The 18,955-nt window shown below is 71.5% G+C and carries 16 protein-coding genes; 5 read left to right on the top strand and 11 right to left on the bottom strand.

What is annotated here, in order from left to right:
• The first annotated feature begins 19 nt into the window (after positions 1-19).
• Both ACRAWB_RS16695 and ACRAWB_RS16690 read left to right on the top strand, forming a co-directional pair.
• Positions 20-2,851 (top strand): ATP-binding protein, encoded by a 2,832-nt coding sequence (locus ACRAWB_RS16695; RefSeq protein WP_431354349.1) that lies wholly within the window; start codon positions 20-22, stop codon positions 2,849-2,851.
• On the top strand, positions 2,844-4,847 hold the full coding sequence (locus ACRAWB_RS16690) for an MFS transporter (protein WP_431354348.1): 2,004 nt from the start codon (positions 2,844-2,846) through the stop codon (positions 4,845-4,847). The genes ACRAWB_RS16695 and ACRAWB_RS16690 overlap by 8 nt, the downstream gene beginning before the upstream one ends.
• A 33-nt stretch (positions 4,848-4,880) precedes the next feature.
• On the opposite strand, the gene ACRAWB_RS16685 is transcribed toward ACRAWB_RS16690, so the two are convergent.
• Positions 4,881-5,405, bottom strand: a complete 525-nt coding sequence (locus tag ACRAWB_RS16685; protein ID WP_431354347.1) for a DUF1269 domain-containing protein — start codon at positions 5,403-5,405, stop codon at positions 4,881-4,883.
• Positions 5,406-5,493: 88 nt separating this feature from the next.
• Positions 5,494-7,521 carry a cell wall-binding repeat-containing protein gene (locus ACRAWB_RS16680; protein WP_431354346.1) on the bottom strand — a complete coding sequence of 676 codons (2,028 nt, stop codon included), beginning with the start codon at positions 7,519-7,521 and terminating at the stop codon, positions 5,494-5,496.
• Between the two features lie 204 nt (positions 7,522-7,725).
• Between ACRAWB_RS16680 and ACRAWB_RS16675 the strand changes: the two genes are divergently transcribed.
• Complete coding sequence (locus ACRAWB_RS16675) at positions 7,726-8,130, top strand: SRPBCC family protein (RefSeq protein WP_431354345.1); 405 nt, start codon at positions 7,726-7,728, stop codon at positions 8,128-8,130.
• Positions 8,131-8,218: 88 nt separating this feature from the next.
• Complete coding sequence (locus ACRAWB_RS16670; protein ID WP_431354344.1) at positions 8,219-8,842, top strand: DUF1345 domain-containing protein; 624 nt, start codon at positions 8,219-8,221, stop codon at positions 8,840-8,842.
• A 437-nt stretch (positions 8,843-9,279) separates the two neighbouring features.
• Here the strand turns inward: ACRAWB_RS16670 and ACRAWB_RS16665 are convergent, their stop codons facing one another.
• From ACRAWB_RS16665 to ACRAWB_RS16625, 9 genes are all read right to left on the bottom strand, one after another.
• Positions 9,280-10,074 carry a hypothetical protein gene (locus tag ACRAWB_RS16665; protein WP_431354343.1) on the bottom strand — a complete coding sequence of 265 codons (795 nt, stop codon included), beginning with the start codon at positions 10,072-10,074 and terminating at the stop codon, positions 9,280-9,282.
• A gap of 225 nt (positions 10,075-10,299) precedes the next feature.
• Positions 10,300-11,661 carry an NtaA/DmoA family FMN-dependent monooxygenase gene (locus ACRAWB_RS16660; RefSeq protein ID WP_431354342.1) on the bottom strand — a complete coding sequence of 454 codons (1,362 nt, stop codon included), beginning with the start codon at positions 11,659-11,661 and terminating at the stop codon, positions 10,300-10,302.
• On the bottom strand, positions 11,658-12,728 hold the full coding sequence (locus ACRAWB_RS16655) for an LLM class flavin-dependent oxidoreductase (protein ID WP_431354341.1): 1,071 nt from the start codon (positions 12,726-12,728) through the stop codon (positions 11,658-11,660). Before ACRAWB_RS16655 ends, ACRAWB_RS16660 begins: the two co-directional genes overlap by 4 nt.
• Positions 12,725-13,546: a DUF1684 domain-containing protein gene (locus ACRAWB_RS16650; RefSeq protein ID WP_431354340.1), complete on the bottom strand. Its 822-nt coding sequence runs from the start codon at positions 13,544-13,546 to the stop codon at positions 12,725-12,727. Before ACRAWB_RS16650 ends, ACRAWB_RS16655 begins: the two co-directional genes overlap by 4 nt.
• Positions 13,547-13,570: 24 nt before the next feature.
• On the bottom strand, positions 13,571-14,590 hold the full coding sequence (locus tag ACRAWB_RS16645) for a transporter substrate-binding domain-containing protein (RefSeq protein WP_431354339.1): 1,020 nt from the start codon (positions 14,588-14,590) through the stop codon (positions 13,571-13,573).
• A gap of 53 nt (positions 14,591-14,643) precedes the next feature.
• The gene (locus ACRAWB_RS16640) at positions 14,644-15,402 is read right to left on the bottom strand and encodes an amino acid ABC transporter ATP-binding protein (RefSeq protein WP_431354338.1); all 759 of its coding nucleotides are present in this window, start codon (positions 15,400-15,402) and stop codon (positions 14,644-14,646) included.
• Complete coding sequence (locus tag ACRAWB_RS16635; protein ID WP_431354337.1) at positions 15,399-16,367, bottom strand: amino acid ABC transporter permease; 969 nt, start codon at positions 16,365-16,367, stop codon at positions 15,399-15,401. The genes ACRAWB_RS16640 and ACRAWB_RS16635 overlap by 4 nt, the downstream gene beginning before the upstream one ends.
• Positions 16,364-16,654: a GNAT family N-acetyltransferase gene (locus ACRAWB_RS16630; protein ID WP_431354535.1), complete on the bottom strand. Its 291-nt coding sequence runs from the start codon at positions 16,652-16,654 to the stop codon at positions 16,364-16,366. Before ACRAWB_RS16630 ends, ACRAWB_RS16635 begins: the two co-directional genes overlap by 4 nt.
• Complete coding sequence (locus ACRAWB_RS16625; RefSeq protein ID WP_431354544.1) at positions 16,606-16,872, bottom strand: hypothetical protein; 267 nt, start codon at positions 16,870-16,872, stop codon at positions 16,606-16,608. Before ACRAWB_RS16625 ends, ACRAWB_RS16630 begins: the two co-directional genes overlap by 49 nt.
• Before the next feature lie 156 nt (positions 16,873-17,028).
• On the opposite strand from ACRAWB_RS16625, the gene ACRAWB_RS16620 reads away from it, so the two are divergent.
• Positions 17,029-18,951: an FAD/NAD(P)-binding protein gene (locus tag ACRAWB_RS16620; protein WP_431354336.1), complete on the top strand. Its 1,923-nt coding sequence runs from the start codon at positions 17,029-17,031 to the stop codon at positions 18,949-18,951.
• Positions 18,952-18,955: the final 4 nt, after the last annotated feature.

Below are 18,955 nucleotides of genomic sequence, written 5' to 3'. Positions count from 1 at the left end.
GCGCGGCTAGGCTGCGGCCATGCGCGCGGCGTCGCCGCCGGGTGGAACGGCCCGGGTGTGTCCGCTTCTCGTCGGCCGCGACGACGAGCTGACGTTCGCCGTGCGGCGGCGCGACGACGCCGCGGCCGGGCGCGGCGGGCTCCTGCTGCTCGGCGGGGAGGCGGGGATCGGCAAGTCCCGGCTGCTCGACGAGCTGACCACCCGTGCCGGCGGCCGGGTCGTGCGGGCGGAGGCGTTCGCCGGCGACCGGGATACCCCGGGTCTGTTGCTGGGCGGTCTGGCCGCCGGGTTCCGCGCGGCGGGTGACGACAAGACGGCCGGGCGACTGCACGAACTGGTGGCGGAGGCGGTGTCGGCCACGACGACCGATTCCGCCCGCCGCCGGCTCCTGGTGGCCGAACTCGCCGACGCGCTGACGCGTGCGCTCGCCACGCCTTTCCTCGTGCGCCTGGAAGACCTCCACTGGGCCGACCAACTGAGTCTCGACGCGCTGCGCCGGGCCGCCGCCGCCCTCGACCGCCTGCCGTCCCTCGTCGTGGCGACCCACCGGACCGACGACCCCGCGGCCGACGCCGCCTTCACCTCCTGGCGGCTGGAACTGCTTGCCCAGCGGCAGGCCGAGGAGTTGCTGCTGACCCGGCTCGGTCGCGAGGGCACCCGCTCGATGCTCGTGTCGATCACCGGTGAGCAGCCCTCCGAGGAGGACGTGGACCGGCTGTTCGCGGCCGCCGACGGCATCCCGTTGCACGTCGAGGAGCTGGTGGCGGTGGGGGTGGACACGGTGCCCGACACGGTCGGCGATGCGGTGGTCGCGCGGACCTCGACCCTCGATCCGCACGCGCGCGCGGCGATCGCGGCGGCGGCGGTCATCGGCCGCGAGTTCGACGCGGAGACGCTGTCTGCGGTCGTCGCGGGTGAGGACGGGACCCGCGGGGATGTGGAGGCGGCCCTCGACGAGTTGGTCCGCGGCCACTTCGTGGTCCCGGTGGCGTCGGGCTACGACTTCCGCCACGCCCTGATCCGCGACGCGGTGTACGCCGACCTGTCCGCACCGCAGCGGCGGATGCTTCACGCGCGCGTCGTCGACGCTGTGCCCGGGCTGTCCGAGGCGGTACGGTCCGCCCATCTGGAGCGGGCCGGCCGGGCCGACCAGGCCTACCGCGCCGCCCGCACCGCCGCTCAGCGGGCCTCCGCGCTGTCCGCCCACCGCGAGGCGGTCGGCCTGTACCGCCGTGCCGAGCGGACCGTGCCGTCGGGCACCCCCGTGGCCGAGCGCGCCGAGCTCCACCGGCTCCTCGGGTCGGAGCTGGCCGCCTCCGATGCCAACGAGGATGCGGAGCGCGAGTTCGCCCGGGCGGTCGAGCTGTTCCGCCAGGCCGGGGACGAGGTGGAGGCGGCGACCGTCGTCCCGGCGCTCGTGGCCGCGCGCCATCTGCTCGGCGCCGATTACGCGTCCCGCGCGGCGACGCTGGAGGATGCGCTCGCACGCCTGGACCCGGGTGCGGGAGGCCACGCCGCGCTCGCCCGCGGGGCCCTGCTCGCCGCGCTCGCGGCAGCCGCCATGCTCGACCGGCGTCTCGACGAATCGCTCGCCTTCGCCACGGAGGCGCGACCGCTGCTCGAGGGAGACGTGGCGGAGCGCCTGGCGGTGGATGTGACCCGCGGCGCCGTCCTCGTGTTCGCCGGCCGCGGGGACGAGGGCTGGGACCTCCTGGACTCCTCCGCACGCGAGGCCGCATCCCTCGGGCTGGAGGCGACGGCTGCGCGCGCCTACCGGATGGCGGGTTCGAGCGCGTCCGTCCTCCTGGTGTACGACCGCGGGATGGAGTGGCTGCACGAGGGCATCGCCTATGCCTCGCGGATCGAGCGATGGAACGACGCCCACTACCTCCAGGCGCACCTCGCCCACGTCGAGTGGGCGACCGGACAGCTCGACACGGCAGGGACGCGGGCGGAGCGGGCACGTGCCGACGGCCGCGGCGGCATCACGACCGAGGTGACCGCACTCCACGTCCTCGGTTACGTCGCCCTGGGCCGCGGCGAGCTGGTGACGGCCCACGAACTGCTCGGCGAGGCGGCGGCGATCGGCGAACGGATGCGCGAACTGCAGCGGCTCTCGCCCGCGCTCTGGGGGCTGGCGGAGGTCGCCCTGGCGCGCGGTGAGCTCGATACCGCCATCGAGCTCTCCGAACGGGGCTACCGGGAGTCCGCGCGCGTCGCCGACGCCGCGTACCTGTTCCCCTTCCTCGTCACGGCGACACGTGCCCGGATCGTCGCGGGAGACGTCACGGGAGCGCGGGAGTGGGTGGAGCGGGCGGGGGCGCGGCTGGGCGAGCGCGGCATCCCGGGCACTGAGCACGCGGTCGCGCACGCGCAGGGCCTGGTGGCGCTGTCCGAACGCGGGATCAGCCGCGCGAAGGAGCTGCTGGGCTCGGCCTCCGCCGGATGGGACGCGCTCGGCCGCTGGTGGGAGGGGACGCAGGCGCTGCTCGACCTCGCCGAGTGCGCCCGCCGCAGCCGTGGTCCCGCAGAGGCGGCGGCACTCGTCGCCGAGGCGCGTCGCCGCGCGGAGGCATCGGGCGCGGGCGCGGTGCTCTCCCGGGTGGCGGCGCTGGAGGCGCGGCTGGCGGAGGGCGCGGAGACGACCGTGCTGAGCGCGCGGGAGCGCGAGGTGGCGACGCTCGTCGCCACGGGGGCGACCAACCGCGAGATCGGGGACGCCCTCCACATCTCGTCCCGGACTGTCGCGACCCACGTCGAGCACATCCTCGCGAAGCTGGGCGCGACGCGAAGGTCGGAGATCGCCGCCTGGTCGGCGGGCGAACGGGTCGGAGGGAGACAGGATGTCTGAACGATGGGGCGCGGTGACGGTGCTGGGCGCCGCCCAGTTCGTGATGGTCCTCGACAGCACGGTGATGAACGTGTCGATCTCGACGGTCGTGAAGGACCTGGACACCACGATCGCCGCCATGCAGTCGGCCATCACGTTCTACACGCTGACCATGGCGGCCTTCATGCTGCTCGGCGCCAAGCTCGGCGACATCTGGGGCAGGCGACGTGCCCTGGTGATCGGATCCATCGTCTACGCGATCGGGTCGGGGACCACGGCGATCAGTCCGAACATCGCGGTGCTGTTCATCGGCTGGTCGATCGTGGAAGGGCTCGGCGCCGTCCTGGTGATCCCGGCGATCGCCGCCCTCATCGCGGACAACTACTCGGGGCACGCACGCGTGACGGCGTTCGCCGTGATCGGCGCCGCCTCCGGGGTGGCGGTCGCGGTGGGCCCGCTCATCGGAGGCTTCCTCACCACCTACGCGAGCTGGCGCTACGTGTTCGCCGGCGAGGTCGTCATCATGGCCGTCGTGCTCCTGTTCAGCCGAGTGGTGCGTGACAGCGGCGAGCGCGAGAAGATCTCCGTCGACGTGCTGTCCGTGGTGCTGTCGGCGGTCGGCCTCGTCCTGATCGTCTGGGGCATGCTCCAGACGAAGACCTGGGGCTGGCTGCTTCCGACGACCGACGTGTCCCTGCTGGGGCTCTCCCCCGTCCCCTTCCTGGTGGCCGGAGGAGCGGTGGTGCTCTGGTTGTTCTTCCTGCGGCAGCGCTCCCTTCTCGCGCGCGGGCGGCCTGCGCTGCTCGATCCGGCGCTCCTGCGCATCCGCACCCTCCGCGCCGGAGTGGGCAGCCTCGGCCTGCAGTACACCGTGACGGCCGGTCTGTTCTTCGTCGTGCCGATCTACCTGCAGCTCACCCTCGGCCTCGATGCGCTCACGACCGGGCTGCGGATCTTCCCGCTCTCCGTCGCGCTGGTGCTGTTCTCGATCGTGGGGACGGCGCTGGCGCGGCGGATGCCGCCGCGACGCATCGCCCGGATCGGGCAGCTCGCCCTGGTCGGCGCCAGCCTCGTCCTCCTCGCCGCGGTGACCCCGGACCTCAACACCTGGCAGTTCGGCGCGGGCATGTTCATCGCCGGCGCCGCGCTCGGTCTTCTCGCGTCGCAGCTCGGGAACGTGACGATGTCGTCGGTGGGGCCCGACCAGCTCAGCGAGGCCGGGGGCATCCAGGGGGTGTTCCAGAACCTGGGTTCGTCGCTCGGAACAGCCCTGGTCGGATCCGTGATGATCGCCGCGCTGTCCACCTCGTTCGCCGCGAACGTGGCCGCGAGCGAGCTGCCGCAGGATGTGCAGACGCAGGTGCAGCACCTGCCGGTCACGATCGACGACGTGCGGCCGGTCCCGGCGGACGACGGCACCGGGCAGGGGCTCTTCTTCCTCATGGTGGCGCTGAGTGTCGGCGGCTATTCGAGCGCGATCGCCATCGCGGCCGTCACCGCGAAGCTCGCGATCGGGTGGCGCATCGCGGTGTCGACCGCCGCCTCCCTCCTCGTCGCCGGGCTCTGCGCGGTGGTCGCCGGTCCGATCTTCCACGTGCTGAACGGCAACGAGTGGAGCATCTGGCTGCTCGCGTCGCTCTACGTGTTCGGCATCGTCACGATCGGCGTGGGGCTGCATCCCCTGATCGGACGGTGGACGACGCCCGCGTTGACGCTCCTGTTCGTGATGCTCAACGTGACCAGCAGCGGCGGCATCTTCCCGCAGAACCTGATGCCGTGGTTCTTCGCCGGGCTCAATACGTTCTGGAACGGCGCTGCCTGGCTCGACGCCGTCCGGGCGCTCACGTACTTCCCCGGCCAGGCCTTCGGTTTCGACGGACTGCGTCTCGCCCTCTGGGCGACGGTCGGACTCGGCCTGATCGGCGTGAGCCACCTCCTGACCGTCCGCCGCCGCCGCGCGGCCGACGACACGGTCGCGGCGACGCCTGCGGAGGAGGAGGCGGTCGTCGCCGCCTGACGACCGCCCTCCCCGCTCAGCGGCCCGACCGGCTCAGGAGGACGCCTTGTCCAGGTCCTCCTGCGACTTCTGGATGGCCTTCTGCAGCTCCTCGTAGTCGCCGGAGTCGATCGCCTTCGAGATGCGCTTCTCGGCCTTCACCAGCGCGTTCTCGACACGGTCCGCCCACTGGTCATCCACCACCGCGATCACGGCGGACGAGCCCTTGGGCAGGTACTCGTCGACGTCGACCCCGATCTGCTTCTCGTCGTGGCGCTTGCGGAAGGCGCCGATCACCGCTCCGATGCCGGCCCCGACCGCGGTCGCCGCCAACAGCGGAGGCGCGAACAGCCCGACTACGACGCCCGCTCCGGCTCCCCAGGCCGCGCCCTTCCCGACGGTCCCGGTCTCGTGCTCCTTGACCTCCACCTTGCCGTCGTCGTCTCTGCTCATCACGACGGCCCCGACGATGTCGAACTGCCCCGCGGCCTGGTCCTCCTTCAGGGACTGGTAGTCGGACTCCGCCGCGCTCTCGTCGTCGTAGGCGCCGACCACGAGCACCAGATTCTTGTCAGCCATCTCCCTCTCCTCTCGCTCGACCGCATCTGCGATCGGTCGGACTATCGCACTCGAGGGGAGGGGTCGGGAAGACACCGTTCCGCGGCGGCTACCAGGCGCAGGCCGTGAGGGATGCAACGCCGGCGGTGAGCACGTTCGGGCCGCCGATCAGGGTGACCGTCCCGACCCCGAGCCGGCCGAGGTCGGCGAGCACCCCGCGCGGCACGCACGTGCCCGGGGCGAGGTAGAGCGGGGCGGACGTGGTGGCGGCGAGGGTGGTCGCCGAGAGGGCGTCCGGGAAGCCGAATCCGGTGGCCAGGATCGCGGTCGTCGCGTGCGTGTAGGCGTGCTGGTTCACGGCCTCGGCGGTGGCGTAGCGGTCGGATCCGGCGAGCCGGCCGACCGTGTAGCCCTTCTGGGTCAGCGAGGTCGCGATGCCGGCGGAGAGCACGGTCGGCCCTCCGACGAGCTCCACGTTCTTGGCCTTCAGCGAGGACAGCAGCGCGGCGGTGGGCGCGTCGACCGAGCTCGCGTACCCGTCCACCAGCAGCAGGGGCGCCCCCTGTGCTCCGGCGGCACCGCCGGCGGCGAGCGCGTCCGGGAAGTTCGCGCCGGCGGCGAGATAGACCGTGTCGGCCGTCGTGAACGCGCCGGAGACGACCGTCCGCGAGGTGAGGAAGCGGTCGCTCCCGGCGGCGCGGGAGACGGTCGCACCGGGCGCCGCCGAGTGGAGCTGGCCGAGGACGGCGTCCGAGATCGAGTTGGGTCCGCCGACGATGACGACGGTCGCCGGCTTCAGACGCTTCACCTCTGCGGCGACCGGCGCGGTGAGGCCGCTCGGGGTCGAGAGGAGCAGCGGGCCGCCGCGCTTGGCGGCTGCCGGACCGGCCGACAGGGCGTCGGGGTAATTGGCGCCGGAGGCGATGTAGACGACGGGTGCCGTGCCGGGGAATTCACGCTGCGAGACGGCGACCGAGGTCGCGTAGCGGTCGTCGCCGTACGTCCGGCCGGACTGCAGCAGGCGGAGCACCTGGATGGTGGTGTTGCCGGACATCGCACCCGAGACGTACGCGGTGTGGGTCGTGGTGTCCACGGCGACGTCGGCGGGGGTGGGCAGCGCCGTGCTCGCGAGGACGGCGTTCGTGCCGGTGGCGATGGCGACAAGCTCGTTGATCGTGCCGCCCTCGAAAGGCTGGGCGACCGCCGCATAGAGGATTGACGCGTTGTCGTCGACCGCAAGCGACTCGGGGCCCGCCGGAAGAGGGATGGTCGCGCTCGGAGCGGAGGAACCCCGCGGCACGACGGCGAGGGACGAACCACCGCCACCGAGCGAGCGCTGCGAGACGTAGACGGTGCCGTTCGAGGGATCCACCGTCAGGACGTCGGGCAGACCGGCCAGCGGGATGGTCGAGGCGAGCGTGTTCGACGCCACGTCGTACGCGTAGAGGGAGCTGCCGGACAGGCCCTGGGCCGCGGCGTACACGAGGCCTGCGCCGGCGTCGACCCCGATGTAACTGAGGCCCTGGTACTGATTCGGCAGCGAGATGACCGTCGGCGTGACCGGAGTGCCGCCCACGGCATCCGTGATCTGGGCCGTCGTGACGACCTGGATGGACGGGGTCGAGGTCCCTGGGTGTGACACGGCACCGCCGATGTAGACGGAACCGGTCGCCGTGTCGACGGCGATGCCGCTGTTGCCGCTGGAGCCGATCGTCGTGAACGAGCCCAGGTCGATGGTCCCGACGTGGCTCTTGGAGGCGATGTCGATCACCCACAGCACGGAGGTGCCGGCGTTGATGTCGCTCACGGTGACGTAGAGGAATCCTCGCGCCGGGTCGGCCGCGACGCCCTCCGGAAGCTTCGGCAGGCCGATCGTTCCCGTCACGGCGTTCGTCGCGGCGTCGACGATGGCGAGGCTGCTGTGCTCGCTGCCTCCCGCGAGTGCGTAGAGCGTGTGGTGCGACGCATCCACGGTCATCGACGGCACCGTCGCGCCGTCGTCGCCGCCGTTCGGCGCGGTGACCGAGCCTGTGATCGCCAGCACAAGCGTCGTCGCCGGCGCGGCGACGGCCGGAGCCGACCCGATCATGGCAGCGACGACTACGGCGGTGGTCGCGAGCACGGCACCGAGCCGCACGGATTTCACACTGTTCTTCAACAGCACAGTCCCCCCAAGGAATCTCCGAGCTCGTCAGCGAGCCGAGTGCGAGTATGGCAGGCGGAGACCCGCTGGGCCACGCGCTGCGGCGAGCCACGCGCTAACGTGAGAGCACTCTCAGGAGGGACGGCGACCTCCCGGCACTGGTGGTGCACCCTCCGCCCCCCGGTGCAGGATGTGCGCATGGTCTCCCTCACCGTCGAGCGCACCTTCCCCGTCCCGCCGCAGCGCGTGTGGCGCGGGTTCACGGATCCGCGGGAGCTGAGCGCGTGGTTCTGGCCGCCGCGGATGGAGTCGACGGCGCGCATCGACGCGGTCCCGGGCGGCGCCGTTCGCATCCGCTCGGCCGTCGCGGACCTCGGTGTAGCCGGCCGGGTCACCGACGTGGACGCACCCCGACTGCTCGCCTTCACCTGGCGGTGGGACGGCGAGGACGGCGAGACGGAGGCGACGCTCCGGTTCGACGCGGAGGGTGACGGCACGCTCCTGACGGTGCAGCACGACGGCTTCCCCGACGAGGAGGCGGCGGCGAACCATGTCGACGGCTGGAACGACTGCCTCGACCGCCTCTCGGCGACGATGACGTGACCGTAGACCCGGTCGGCGCGGTCGCGTCTCGCACCCTCCCCTGGCGTGGGACGCGCGACGCAACCTCGTCGCGCTCGGGATCGCGGTCGTGCCGACGCTCATCGCGTTCGTCGTCTACCACGCGGTTCGGCCCTTCGGCTTCACCTGGGGATCGGTCGTCGTCACCTCGTTCGCGTTCTGGATCTTCTACTCGCTCGCCTATTTGGTGTTGACGCACGTCACGTTCCGGCACGCGACGGCCGCCGAACTCCGGGACTGGCTCCGGGTGACGACGCCGACGCGGCGGGCGCAGCGGATCGAGGCGTCGCTCGGCGGGGGCGGCCCGAGCGCCAATGCGCACTGGTCGATCCTCGCGATGATCGCCGTCGCCGCCGTCTGGCTCACGCCCGGCCTGCTCGACAGCGTCGTCGCGAACGTGCTCGCGTTCCTCGTCGTCGGATGCTCGTGGATCGTGACCGTGTACTCCTACGCCGTGCACTACGCACGGCTGAACGCGACCGCAGAGAGCCTGGGCTTCCCGGGGACCGCTCCCCCGATCTTCCTCGACTACTTCTACCTGTCCGCCCAGGTCGCCACGACGTTCTCGTCGTCGGATGTGACCATCCTCACCACGGTCGGCCGCAGCGTGGTGACCGGGCAGACGATCATCGCGTTCGTGTTCAGCACGTTCGTGATCGCGATGCTGCTGTCGGTGATCTTCCTCAGCAGCTGACCGCCGTCACGCCGTGCGAGCACATCGCTGCAGATGCCTGTCTAGTCCTCGCTCCGTGGGGAAGGTCTTGGGGATCGGAGCCCCCTGTCCGGAACCCAGCTCCCGGCCAAGAGAACCAGCATTGTGGCTACGGACATCGCCCACGTCAGCAGACCGCTCCCGGGTACGAACACGACCATAGTCAGCGTGGAGAGCAAGACGACCGCCACGATGGCGACGTATACGCGAACGGCAGCTGTCAGCGGTGGCGGGAAGACGGGACCCCTGACGCGACTCCACAGTCGATCAAAGGTCGCGCAGACAAGCGCTCCCACCGTCAGCGCAACCCCTCTCGGCGGCTGCGGGAGAAGCGAGGTGCCGAGCAATGTGGCTCCCACGATGAGAGCCAGGGTGGCGAAGTACGCCAGGCGTCGGGGCCGCCCTGCCATCAGAACCCTTTACAACTTTGCGAGATACCCGCCGCAGCGATTGCACCAGTCACGAACCAGGCGAGACCGCCAGTGGGTGGGCTGAACACCAGTCCGGCGCCGATCGAGCCCAGGGTGAGGATGCATCCGCTCTTCCAGGTGACCGGCGACGACAGGGAAGGCGGTGTGGTCCGTGAAGTCGACAACCTGCGTGAGCGTGTTGCCACGCACCTCATAGTGGGTCGGCACGGCTTCGCCGTCGGCGTCCTTCGCCCACGCCTCCCCGAGCACCCGAAGCGGCGACCCGTCTGCTTCAACAATCGCAACCGTGCCGTTCGCGTCCTGGGTGAGTGATGCCCAGTCGGGCACGTCAATCGGGTAGTCGTACCGCTTTGGAGCGCTCGCGTTGTCGATGACGGTGTTGATCTGCACGGCACCATCCGCCTTGATGAGCGGGACGGTGGTCGAACCGTTCTTGTTGTCATACGCCACCACGCCCGGCAACTGCGAATCCGTTGCGTCGGACGCCTGCTGAGCGAACGGCAGCCCGATCTGAACCGAATTCCCGAGCGAAAGCCCGTCGGCAGGGTCAACGGGGACTTCCACCCTGCCGCCCTCGACGGTGGCCGCGGCGGCGGTGTCGCTATCGCGGCTCACCGCCGCAAGATCGGAAAGCGACTCCGGCGCGACGCCTTGGATCGCGGCCACCGCATCGGCCGCGTTGACTTCCGCTGCGTCTAGCGAGGCGAAACCGGTCAGACTTGCCCCGATAACACAGATTCCTGCGAGCGTTGCGGCTGACACCAAAGTCCGAGACTTCTTCACTGAGGTCTCCCTTCCACTAGCGGGCGAGCAGAATGCTCTCCACTAATGAGGACGAAGGAGCCATGCGACCGTGACGCCGCGCTGGACCGTATGCATGCAAATGCGCGCGGCCCAGGCTGGAAGCAAGGGAGTTCGGATTGCGATTTTTGCCGCCAGGGCTTCATCCACCGAGTCTCACGGCTCACGCGAGAGCTGAACCTCCCCGAAGCGGCCGACCAAGGCCCGTCACGCCGTGCGACGCGCCTCCTCCGTCCGCGCGACGGGTGCGAGCCCCAGGTTCTCGCGCAGCGTGTCGCCCGCGTACCCGGTCGGGTAGATGCCGCGCTCCTGCAGCAGGGGCACCAGCGTGTCCACGATGTCGTCGAGCCCGGCGGGGATCAGCCACGGCGTGATGTTGAAGCCGTCGACCACGTGCGCGTCGGCGTACCGCTGCAGGGTGGCGGCGACGCTCGACGGGCTGCCTACGAAGCCGCGGCCTGAGTTCAGGCGGATGACCAGCTCCCGGATGCTCAGGTTCTCGGCCGCCGCGCGTTCGCGCCAGGCGTCGGCCGTGGTCTTCGCCTGGGCCGCGCGGAAGCCGGCGCCGCGGGTCTCGCCGGAGACCTCCTGCACCGGATCGATCTCCGGCAGCGGGCCGTCGGGGTCGTAGGCGGAGAGGTCCGTGCCCCAGATGTTCTCAAGGAACGCGATCGCGGTCTGCGGGGTGACCTGCTTGCGGCGCACCCAGCGCGCCTTTTCCTCAGCGTCGGCGTCCGTGTCGGCGAGGATGAACTCCTGACCGGGGAAGATCTTCACGTCACCCGCCGGGCGTCCCGCCTTGAGCGTGCGCTGACGGATGTCGTCGGCGAAAGCCTTGGCGTCATCGAAGGCGCTGTGCGCGGAGAAGATCACGTCGGCCTGCCGTGCGGCGAAGTCGCGGCCCTCGGCGGAGTCCCCGGCCTGGAAGATGACCGGGCGCCCCTGCGGGCTCTGCGGGAGGCGGCTGCGGCCGGTCGCGCTGTAGTGGCCGGTGTCGACCTCCACCACCTCCGATGGGGTGCCTGCGGTCCAGGCGTCCGCGGCGGTGGAGTCGGCGATCTCCGCATCCCACGCGTCCCAGAGCCTCTTCGCGGCCACGACGACGGCCTCGGCGTGCCGGTAGCGGTCGGCGTGGTCGAGGTACCCGCCGCGGCGGAAGTTCTCGCCGGTCCACGCGTTGTCGGTGGTCACCACGTTCCACGCCGCACGGCCGCCGGAGAGCAGGTCCAGGCTCGCCAGCCGGTGCGCGAGGTCGAGCGGGTCGTTGTACGTGGTGTTCTGGGTCGCGACGAGGCCGATGCGCTCGGTCACGGCGGCGAGCGCGGCGAGCTGCGTCTGCGCGTCGGGGCGGCCGGCGACATCCAGCTGGTGCAGCGCGCCGAGGTGTTCCCGCAGGCGCAGGCCCTCGCCGAGGAAGAACGCCGAGAACAGGCCGCGCTCGGCGGTCTGGGCGACGCGGCGGAACGACTCGAAGTCGGTCTGCGAACCGCTCTCCGGCTCGGTCCAGACGGTCGAGAAGTTGACGCCCTGGAAGAAGACGCCGAAGCGGAGGACGGTCGGGCCGGTCATGCGGACTCCTGATAGCGGTTGACGGCGGCGGGGAGGCCGAGCGCATCGCGCAACGTGCCTCCAGGGTGGGATGCGGCGAGCGCGGTGGTCTCGCGCAGCAGTGGGAGGACGGCGAAGGCCAGCTCGGGCAGGTCGACGTCGAGGACGGCAGGGTGGAGGCGGACGCCGTCGGTCACGCCGGCGAGCTCCGCGAGGAGGGCGGCGAGCGGTCCGGCTGCGCCGGCGTAGCGGGCGCGGGAGCCGGTCCACGGCGTGTGCGCGTCGAGCGTGGCGATCCGATCCGCGGCAGGGACGCCCACGGCGTCGAGTGCCACCTCGAGGTCGAGCACGGCGAGCAGCCCGAGCCCGCGGAGGCGGGACGCCTCGGACGCGGCGCGCGCGACGAGGTCGCCGCCCACCGCGTCGAAGAACGAGACGTCGAGCTCGGCGTCTCCGGCGAGCGCCGACGACCCGAACACCGGAAGAGCACCCTGCGGCGGCCGCGGTACGATCGACGGCCCGACCACGGAGTAGTCGTCGCCCTGGAAGCGGATGTGGTGCACCCGGTCGCGGTCGAGGTAGCGGCCCGTCGGCACGTCGCGGATGACCGCGTCCGTCTCCCACGAGTCCCAGAGGCGGCGCGCCACCTCGATGGCGTCGGCGGGGCAGCCCGGGTTGCCGGCGCGTCCGTAAAGGGACGCGGTGCCCGCGTCGTCGGCGGCGGTCGCGACCCAGCCGGCGCGGCCGCGCGCTGCATAGTCGAGCGAAGCGAGCTGCGTCGCGACGTGGAAGGGCTCGGTGTAGACGGTCCCCGCCTCGGGCACCAGGCCGATGCTTCCCGTGAGCGGCGCGGCGAAGGCGGCGCGCTGGATGCCGTCCAGCCGCGCGCGGATACCGCCCGGCTCGGACGGCGGCACGGCCGCGTCGGCGAAGGTGGCGAAGACGAACCCGGCGCGCTCAGCGGCCTGCGAACGTTCGGCGTGCAGGCGCCCGGTGAGGAGGGCGGAGGGTGCGTGCCTCGCGGCCCGCCAGGCGGCGGGGTGCGCGCCGTCGCCGTCGAGCTCGATTCCGAGGATGAAGCCGGTCATCGTGCGGTCCTCTCGTAGGGCAGGCGCTCCCCGGCCTCGACGGCGAAGGGAAGCCGGTTGCCGGCGGGCGGCAATGGGCAGGTGGCGAACTCGGTGTAGGCGCAGGGCAGGTTGACCGCCCGGGTGAAGTCGAGGACGACGCGACCGTCGGCGTCCGGGGCTCCGACCGACAGCGAACGGTTCGCCGGGTAGGTGGTCACGCCGCTGGTCGCGTCCGTGAAGAGCACCAGCAGCGACCCCGGCGCGGAGCCGTTGAAGGCGATCAGCCGGTGCACGTCGCCGTCGTGGCGGAACTCGACCTCGCCAGGAGCCGCGTAGACGTGCTGCAGGCCCTCGGCGACCGAGCCGACGGTCACCTGGACGGGCGCGTCGTAGGGCGCGAAGCGTCCCTCGATCACCCAGCTCTCCGACGGCTCGTAGGCGGGGGTGCCGCGGTACCCGGCGCGGGTGGGATGCCCGGGATGGCGCGGCCGCAGCAGGTCGTACCCGCCGCGCTTGGCGATCTCGATGAGGGTGTCCCCGAACGCGGCGGTGAGTCCGCCGCGTTCGGGGATCGCGCCGAAGACGACCCGGCCGGTGACCTCCGCCCCGTCCACGAGCAGCGTCTCGCCCTGGTCGAGCAGGACGGCGACGCCCTCCTCGCCGGTGGACCAGCGGCCGGGCAGGCCGTCGAAGCGCGTGGGCTCCGCGGTCAGCCAGTGCTGGGCCGTGATGGCGAGGAAGCCGTGCGCGGAGGCGCGGTCGGCCTCGTGCGCCTCGTGCCAGGCCTGCCACTCCGCCGCGAAGGCGGGCGCTGTCGTGTCGGATGCGATGGTCATGTTCTCAGCCGTTCGTCTCGTCGGTCACTGGTTGTCGAGCGGGAGCCCGGGCGGGTTGATCTCCGACTTCGGCAGACCCTCGTTGGTGAGGTTGTAGGCCTTCAGCCATGTGGCGTACTGGCCGCCTTCGATCAGGTGGTTGATGGCGTCCGCGATCGGCTTGTCCAGGCCGCTGTCCTTCTTGACGGTGGCGGCGATCAGGCCCTGAAGGGTCTCGCCGGCTCCCGAGAAGGTGCCCGCGGTGCGGGTCGGGTTGGCGGACGACGCGCTCTGCGTGTTCTGGTACGCGGCGGTCGGGTTCGGGCCGAAGTAGGCCTCGATCTTGCCGGAGTTCAGAGCCAGCCAGACGGAGTTGGCGTCCGGGTAGTACTTGAGTTCGAGCGTCTTGCCTGCGGCCTCGAGCTTCGACTTCCACTCGAGCAGGATCTTCTCCTGGTTCGTACCGGCGCTCACCGCGACGGTCTTGCCTGCGAGGTTCTTGTAGTCGCCGTCGAACTCCCACTTGTCCTTCTTGAGCACGGTGAAGGCGAGCTCGTCCTTGCGGTACGAGGCGAAGTCGTACTTCTCCTTGCGCTGCTCGGTGTCGGTGATGTTCGAGAAGCCGACGTCGGTCGCGCCGGTGTCGATCCCGACGAAGAGGTTGTCCCAGGTCGCGTTCTTGACCTCGGGCTTGAGGCCGAGCACGGCGGCGACGAGACGGCCGAGGTCGGGCTCGGAGCCGGTCAGGGTCTTCTGGTCGTCGCCGGTGAACGCGAGAGGCGGGAAGCCGGCGGGCAGGGCGCCCACGCCGATGACGAGCTTGCCGCTCTTCTTCACCGCGTCGGGCAGTTCGGCAGCGATGGAGTCGACCTTGTCGACCTGGATGGCGGTCTCGGTGCCGGCGCCATTGGTGTGCGCGGCGATGGTCACGTTGCCGGAGGTGGATGTGCCGTCTTCGGCTGACGCCTGCCCCGAGCAGGCCGCGAGAGAGACGACGAGGGCGGCCGACGCGAGGACCGCGCCCGGGACGCCGAGCCGGCGTCGGAGCGAACGATGGGATGACATGCGGGTTCTCCTTGGTGGGTGGGATGGTGCGATTGCGTTCAGAGACCGCGCCCTCACAGGACGCGGCTCAGGAACTCTCGGGTGCGCTCCTCGCGCGGGTTGTCGAGCACGTCGGCGGGCCTCCCCTGCTCGACGATCCGGCCGTCGTCGAGGAACACGACGCGGTCCGCGACCTCGCGGGCGAAGCCGATCTCGTGGGTGACGACGACGAGGGTCGCGCCGGAGCCCGCGAGCGAGCGGATGACGGCCAGCACCTCGCCGACCAGCTCCGGGTCGAGCGCCGATGTCGGCTCGTCGAACAGCAGCACCTCCGGCCGCAGAGCGAGCGCACGGGCGATGGCGACGCGCTGCTGCTGTCCGCCGGAGAGCTGCCGCGGGTAGGCGGCGGCCTTGTCCGAGAGACCGACCCGGGCGAGCAAGGCAAGCGCCTCCTCCCGGGCGACCGCGGCGGGCGTGCCCTGCGCGATCGGTGCCTCCGACACGTTCTCGAGGATGGTGAGATGCGGGAACAGGTTGAAGTTCTGGAACACGAACCCGATCCGGGCGCGCTGCCGCAGGATCTCCTTCTCGCTCCGCTCCTTCAGCCGCCCGCGCTGCACGCGGACGCCGATCAGCTCCCCGCCCACGACGACGTACCCCTCGTCCAGCGGCTCCAGGTGGTTGATCGCGCGCAGCAGGGTCGACTTGCCCGAGCCGGACGGCCCGAGGACGACCGTCACGGTCCCGGCCTCGATGGTCAGGTCCACTCCCCGGAGGACGGGCTTGTCGCCGAACGCCTTGGTCGCGTTCGCGATCTCGATCCCGGCGCTCATGCCACACCGTCCTGACGGTGGTTCACCCAGCTGCGCAGGCGCTGGAACGGCGTCGGCGGCAGCGAGCGGACGGCGCCGCGGGCGTAGAACCGCTCGACGTAGTACTGGATGACCGAAACCACGCTGGTGAGCACGAGGTACCAGATCGTCGCGACGACGAGCAGCGGGATGATGTCGGTCGGGTACGTGCTGCCGAGGTTCTGCACGACGCCGAACAGGTCGAGCAGCGACACGTAGAAGAGGAGCGAGCTGGCCTTGAGCAGCCCGATGATCTGGTTCACGTAGGACGGCACGATCGAGCGGAGGGCCTGCGGCAGCACGATCCGGCGGAACTGCCGCCCGCGCGGGATCCCCAGCGCCTTCGCCGCCTCGTGCTGGCCCTGGTCGACCGAGAGGACGCCCGCGCGCACGATCTCCGAGCAGTACGCGATCTCGCTGAGACTCAGGCCGATGACGCCGAGCGTGAGCTCGGACAGCACGGAGACGGTCTTGACCTCGAACTGCGGACCGAACGGGATGCCGATCCCGATGGTCGGGTACAGGTTGCCGAGGTTGTAGAGGAAGATCAGCACGAGGATCAGCGGCACCGACCGGAACAGCCAGACGTAGAGCCAGCTGACCGAGCTCAGGACCGGGTTGGCCGAGAGCCGACCGAGGGCGACGACGATGCCGCCGGCGAAGCTGACGACCGCCGAGATCGCGGTCGCCACCAGCGTCAGCTGCAGACCGGTGAGGATGGCCTGGCTGAACAGCCACTTGCCGACCTTCGCCCACTCCCACGACGGGTTCGTGAACAGCGTCTGGCCGAAGTTCAGCAGCAGCACGAGCACGAGCGCGGCGGCGATCCACCGGCCGGGGTGGCGCAGCGGGAGGATGGGGCGCTCGGCCAGGCGGCGGAGGTCCACGCCGTCGGGGACGGCGGCGGCGGCGACGGGTGTCGCCTCCACCGTGGTGGCGGCGCTCATCGCTCCACCCCCAGCGTCTTCTCGAACGGGTGGATGCCGACCTGCTCGGGGTCGAGCGCGGTGTCGTACAGCGGGCGGTACCCCGCGGCCAGGTAGAGCGCCTTCGCCTCGGGCTGGCGCGGACCGGTCGTGAGGTACACCTTCGTGTAGCCCTGCCGCACCGCCTCCGACTCCAGCTCGTTCACGATCCGGCGGGCGAGGCCCTGACGGCGGTGGCGGGAGCTGGTCCAGATGCGCTTCAGCTCGGCGGTGTGCTCATCCAGGCGCTTGAACGCGCCTCCGGCGATGGGCTCCCCGCGCGCAGCAGCAGCACGAAGGCACCGCCCTGAGCCGGCGCGAACAGCTCGGCCGGGTACCGGCTCAGCTCGGTCGAGGCGCGCTCGCCGAAGAAGTCGCCGTAGCGGGTGTCGTACTCGTACTCGAGCTCGTCCAGCAACGGCCGGGCCAGCGGATCGGTCGCTTCGACATAACGGAACTCGTCTGCGTCGACGTTCGTGACGGTCACCGGATGCCTCCTTCTCGCGGGGTGGGAGCGGATGTTTCGGATGACCGTAGAGGGCAGGCGACGGGTCGGGGAAACGTTGATTACGGTTTGCGACGCCCGCGAAACACGGCGTCACGGACGCTTGCCCGCGCAGGGTTCGCCGTGCAGGGTGACCCGATGCCCACCACGTCCCCGACCCCGTCCATCGCCGTCGTCGGCGCCGGTCCGCGCGCCGTGGGCTGGCTGGAACGGTTCGCGGCGGCGCGGTCGATCGCCGCCGAGAGGCCGCCGGTCGTCATCCACCTGATCGACCCGTTCCCGGCCGGGCCGGGACGGATCTGGCGCCACGACCAGTCGCCGCTGCTCAAGCTGAACTCGATGGCCGAGGACGTCACGATGTTCACCGACGACTCCTGCACGGTCGACGGACCGGTCGCGCCGGGACCGTCGCTGCTGGAGTGGGCGGAGGGCGTGCGCGAGGGCCACATCCGGGACGCTTCGATCGACGACGCCGCAGTGGGAGCCGAGCTCGCGCGCCTGCGCCGCGGGGACTTCCCGACGCGGAGGCTGCAGAGCCGCTACCTGGACTGGTTCCTGCGCCGAACGATTGCCGCGCTGGACGGGGACGCGACCGTCGTGCGACGCGACGGGGAGGTCGTCGCCGTGTCGAGCTCGGACGAGGGCGAGGTGATCCGGCTGGCCGACGGCACGGTCATCCGCGCCGACGCGGTCGTGTACGCGCTGGGGCACACCGGCAGCGAGCCCTCGGGCGAGGCCGCCGCCTTCGCCGCGTTCGCCCGCCGGCACGGCCTGCACTATCAAGCGCCGGCGTTCACCGCCGACGCCGACCTCTCCGGGATCCCGGCGGGCGAGACCGTCGCCGTGCGCGGGATGGGCCTGGCCGCGGTCGACCTCGTCGTGCTCCTGACCGAGGGACGCGGCGGACGCTTCGAGCGCCACCACGACGGCCTGCGCTACCGGCCGAGCGGACGCGAGCCGCGCATCCTGATCGGGTCGCGGCGCGGCGTGCCGTACCGCTCGAAGATCTCGTCGACGCTCGCGGGCGAGGCGCCGTCGCTGCGCTATCTCACGCCGGAGGTGGTCGCCCGGCTGACCCGCGACCCCGGGACGCTCGACTTCCGCCGCGACGTCTGGCCGCTGGTCGAGCGGGAACTGCTGCACGGGTACTACCGCGAGCTGTTCACCGGGCATCCCGAGCGGGCCGCGGTGACCTGGGAGCGGTTCCGGGCGGAGCTGGACGGGGTGGACCTGCGGTCGTCGGCCTACCGCGAGCTGCTGGCCGCGTCCCTCCCCGATCCGTCCGACCACCTCCACCTCGACGCGTTCGACCGGCCGCTCGCCGGGGAGCGCTTCGCGTCGCGCGAGGCGCTGCAGGACCGCCTGCGAGAGCACCTGCGCGACGACCTCCACCGACGCACCGCGCCCGAGCACAGCGAGACGCTGGGGCTCTTCCTCGCGCTGCTGCAGACGATGTTCGCGCTGGCACCGGTCGGCGCCTCCCCGGCCTGGACGGACGAGTCGCGCACCCGCGACCTGCACGGCTGGTGGCCGGCGTACTTCAGCTACGTCGCCTCCGGTCCGCCCGGGCACCGGCTCGAGGAACTGCTCGCGCTCTCGGGCGCCGGGATCGTGGAGTTCGCCGGGGCCGACGTCGAAGTGTCCGCCGACGAGGAGGCCGGCGCGTTCCGGGTGTCCAGCCCGTCCGTCGACGGCTCGGTGCTGACCCGGACCCTCGTCGACGCCTGGCTGCCCGCCGCGCACGCCGACCGTACGGACAACCGGGCGCTCCGCGATCTCGCGGTCAGCGGCGCCGGATCGTTCCGGCACGGGATGCTGCGCGTGCATCCCGACGACGCGCGGGTGCTCGACGCGACCGGCGCACCGCATCCGCGCCGCTGGGCGATCGGGCCGTTCACCGACGCGCCCTTCGCCGGGGCGTTCGCCCGGCCCGGCACGAACGCGCTGTCCTTCCGCGAGAACGACCGGGTCGCGCAGGCCGTACACCGGCTGATCGCGGACCGCGCGGCGACGCAGAGCGCAACATCGCCTGGCACGCCGGCGGTGCTGTCACTACAGTGACCCC

The sequence above is a fragment of the Leifsonia poae genome, assembly GCF_050632865.1.
GTDB lineage: Bacteria > Actinomycetota > Actinomycetes > Actinomycetales > Microbacteriaceae > Leifsonia > Leifsonia poae_B.
Note: the sequence above shows the minus strand (reverse complement) of the source record. Positions and strands in the feature narration are given on the sequence as shown.